The organism is Methanobrevibacter filiformis (assembly GCF_001639265.1).
Taxonomy (GTDB): Archaea; Methanobacteriota; Methanobacteria; order Methanobacteriales; family Methanobacteriaceae; genus Methanacia; species Methanacia filiformis.
The window spans coordinates 1-3834 of sequence record NZ_LWMT01000085.1; the positions used below are offsets into that span (position 1 = coordinate 1).

A 3834-nucleotide genomic window follows, 5' to 3' on the forward strand; every position below is an offset into this window, starting at 1 on the left:
AATTATTACTTGGAGGAAGTTTGTTTTCTCTTTGCATAGATTTAACTATATTCTTCCTCCATTTAATTAATGTTATTATACTCACTTTTTTTTGAATTATACTGAACATTACATATATATGTTGTACTTTTCATTGAATTTTTTCACTTGTTCACCCTGAAGTTTTTGACACAGTCCTTTTTATTTTAGTTTACTTTTTAATTTGAGTTTGTTATATCTAACAAAATATAAAATAGAATGTAACACAAAAATAAGAAATATAAATGCGAATATAAAACCAATATGAACATTTTAGCAGGAAAATTAAAGTCAAGCCTATATGAAATGTTCCTGTCGGAGACAAAAGAAGAAAGAGACATGATACGTGAAGAAGTATCTATAATAGCCAAGGAAAATCTGGTTCAAATTAAAAAGAAACCATTTATCCCTATAAATAAAAATCAGCTTGCAGGTAAATACCCATACAATAATAGAAAAAATTTTTAAAAAGTATTGAACCAATGAAAGAAAACAAAAAGAAAAATTTCTAAAGTTAACAGCATTGTCTTAAAAGATAAAATTATAAATATAATAAACAACATATTATTAATGACTTATTTAAAGGTTATTAGTATGAAAAATGATTTACAAAATTTGCCTCTTGGGATTGCATCATTTGAGGATATAAGGAAGGATAATTATCTTTATATTGATAAGACTAAATATATTTATGATATTATTAGTTCTGGAAAAACATATTTCTTATCTCGCCCAAGAAGATTTGGTAAATCATTGCTTTTAAGTACTATGGAAAATCTTTTCTTAGGAAAAAAAGAGCTATTTGAAGAGTTATACATTTATGATAAATGGGATTGGAATGAATCATACAATGTAATTTATTTAGATATGAGTGAATTAGAAAATAATTCAGTTGAAGAGTTAGAAATGGATTTAACTGATACTATAGAAAGAATTGCAAAACTAAATAATATTATTATTGATGAGAAAATTTCTTTAAAGAAAAAATTTTCAAATTTAATAGTTGATTTGTACGAAAACACAGGAAATAATGTTGTGGTTTTAATTGATGAGTATGATGCTCCAATTTTAGACAATATAACTAATGAAACTTTAGTTAAAAATATTCGTAGAACTCTTCAAAGTTTTTATAATGTTTTAAAAACTAAAGATAAATATATAGAGTTTATCTTCATCACAGGAATTAGTAAGTTCGCACATACCTCAATATTTTCTAAACTAAATAATCCAACAGACATCACGTTATCAAATAAATATTCTACAATTTGTGGAATAAGTCATACGGAATTAGAAGAGTATCTTCATGATTATATTGGAAATTTAGCAGAAAAAAATGACATGAATTATGATGAATGTTTAGGTGAAATTAATCGTTGGTATGATGGCTATTCATGGGATGGTGAAAAAAGAGTTTTTAATCCTCAGTCTACATTATCTGCGATTTCAAAGAATAATACGAATATTTCAAACTTTTGGTTTGAAACTGGAACACCAAAATTTTTAGTTGAAATCTTAAAAAATAGAGCTATTCAAATTGACTATTTCAAACCTATAACTCTTACAGAATCAGAATTACGTCAGTATGATCCATCATCTTCTAAAGATGTTCCCTTATTGTTTCAGTCAGGTTACTTAACAATTAAAGAAAAATATGTAGATAATAACAATATAATTAATTATATCTTAGGTATTCCTAATTTTGAAGTTGAAATTGGTTTTAAAGATAATCTTCTAGAGTTATATGAAGAAAAGATTGAAAATAGGTTTAAAAAATCTAAAGAATCTGTTTGGGAAGATTTTATTAATGGTAATTGCGAGGAACTATCTAAAAGATTAAGAGCATTTATATCAGGACTACCATATTACCTTCGCTTAAGCAAAGATAACAAAGAAAAATGGAAATTCTATTCCTTAGTCTTTACAACGTGGGCAAGAGCAATGGACTTTGAAATCACAGAAGAAAAAGCAATAGAAGACGGAAGAATAGATTTCATACTAGAAAACATAGAAAAAGAACAAATAATCATTGTAGAAATGAAATACACAGAAGACCAAAGAAAAACCCTTGACACTTTAATTAATGAAGCATTTAAACAAATAGAAAAGAAAAAATATTACTGGGCATTTGAAGACAATATTAAATTAATGGCAATAGCACTAAAAGATGAGTACATTGATGATGGATTCATCACAGATGTTAAATGCAAAATAAAAAAAGTATTATAAAAAGGAAAAACAGGAGTAATTAAAATAAATTCTAACTCTCATACTAAACCAATTAACTTAGTTAAATTAATTACTCACTTTTCAAAGCCTTAAAGCCAATAGGAACTGTACTATATTTAGTTCCACCTGCTTCTCTAACCTCTTCAACACTATTAGTTAGTTTAGGAATTGGTTTCCATGGATTATTTTCATCTTCACCTACAACAAATACATCATCAACTATTTTTTTATCTAATAAATATAAAAGTAATGAAGTAACAACTCCTCCATCTTGACCTTCAACATTTGAATTTGCAACATAAATAGATAAATATTCTCCAAGTGGTTTTTTATCTAAAGAGTTGGGAAGTATTTCATCACTTACAAATGTTCTTGGACACGCAAAGTAACATGCATGGCAGTTTTCTTCACATTCTCCTTTTTTAAATGGTTTTCGCTCTTCAATATGTACTATATTAATTGGACATACAAATTCACAAGCTCCACATAGAACACATGCTCCTTCTTTAATTACATCAGCCTTTAAGTTATCAAATTGACATTCTTCTGATAGGTTAACAAATTCTTCTTCATTAACTTCTCTTTTGTAGAGTACTGGATGTGCTGATTCTTCTCTTAATGTTATGTTCTCAAGATTTCCTTTTATTTTTTTATTAGCTATTCTTTCAAGAAGTTCCTCTCCTTTTTCTGTTATTGATTTAGTTGTAATGTATCCTTCTTTAATCGCATCTTCAACAATCTTTTTACCTTTTTCTGTTCTAATAATTAATGTAGATGATCCTTTTGGTGATCCAACTGATCCAACAGATATATCTGCAACATCTGCAGTATAATCTGTACATATATCACAGTTTTTTCTTTGGAATGAATGTATTTCAGCTAATCTATAGTTTACCTCTTCACCATTATTTAAGAACACTTTAAACATGTTATTTTCAATTCTAAATTCTTTAATATCCTTTAAGTCTATGTTTTTTTCTTCTAAAAACATTTTTAAATAAGTATATGAGAAATTTTCCATACAGAATAATCCAATTTTTAAATCAATCGGAGATCCTCCAGTAATATCATCATAAGTATTAATCTTAGTAGCTGCCAAAATTTGACAAGGAGTTCCAACCATTGCTGTTTTTTTATTATACATCTCAATCATCCTCAAATTGTAATAGTAATAAATGTTAAATAATTTTTAAAAAGTTAAATTTTATAAGTAGAATAATTTATAAAATTAAAAGGTTTATAGTGTAAAATAAATTATTTTATAGTATAAGATTAATTTATAAATATTATGATTTAAATTTTACTATATTTTTAATGATAAAATAGATATAAATTCAAGTTTGCAAAACCTCTCTCAAAAAATAATCATTTCAAACATGAAAAATACTTTTATTAACATGAAACAAACATTTCAAACTTTTAAAAAAAGTTTGAACAAAAGCTATTTCCATAAATAAAGCATTTTAAGCATTAATTATGCTTTTATTAATATGAAAATAACATTTCAAACTTTTAAAAAAAGTTTGATCAAAAGCTATTTCAAAAACTATTTCAAAAAATAAGCAATACCTGACTCTTATAAACATCTCC

At 25.7% G+C, this 3834-nt stretch carries 3 protein-coding genes; 2 read left to right on the forward strand and 1 reads right to left on the reverse strand.

The window, feature by feature from the left end; all coding sequences use genetic code 11:
* Positions 1-357: 357 nt before the first annotated feature.
* Positions 358-486 (forward strand): hypothetical protein, encoded by a 129-nt coding sequence (locus MBFIL_RS11060; RefSeq protein WP_281192464.1) that lies wholly within the window; start codon positions 358-360, stop codon positions 484-486.
* A gap of 126 nt (positions 487-612) precedes the next feature.
* Positions 613-2244, forward strand: a complete 1632-nt coding sequence (locus MBFIL_RS02975) for an ATP-binding protein (RefSeq protein ID WP_066971345.1) — start codon at positions 613-615, stop codon at positions 2242-2244.
* A 70-nt stretch (positions 2245-2314) separates the two neighbouring features.
* Here MBFIL_RS02975 and MBFIL_RS02980 read toward each other — a convergent pair whose 3' ends face one another.
* On the reverse strand, positions 2315-3388 hold the full coding sequence (locus MBFIL_RS02980; RefSeq protein WP_066971347.1) for a Coenzyme F420 hydrogenase/dehydrogenase, beta subunit C-terminal domain: 1074 nt from the start codon (positions 3386-3388) through the stop codon (positions 2315-2317).
* Positions 3389-3834 lie beyond the last annotated feature (446 nt).

Bases quoted from the DNA above. Each gene is read 5' to 3' on its own strand.
- MBFIL_RS02975 (WP_066971345.1), top strand. From the start codon at position 613: ATGAAAAATGATTTACAAAATTTGCCTCTTGGGATTGCATCATTTGAG.
- MBFIL_RS02980 (WP_066971347.1), bottom strand. From the start codon at position 3,388: ATGTATAATAAAAAAACAGCAATGGTTGGAACTCCTTGTCAAATTTTG.
- MBFIL_RS11060 (WP_281192464.1), top strand. From the start codon at position 358: ATGATACGTGAAGAAGTATCTATAATAGCCAAGGAAAATCTGGTTCAA.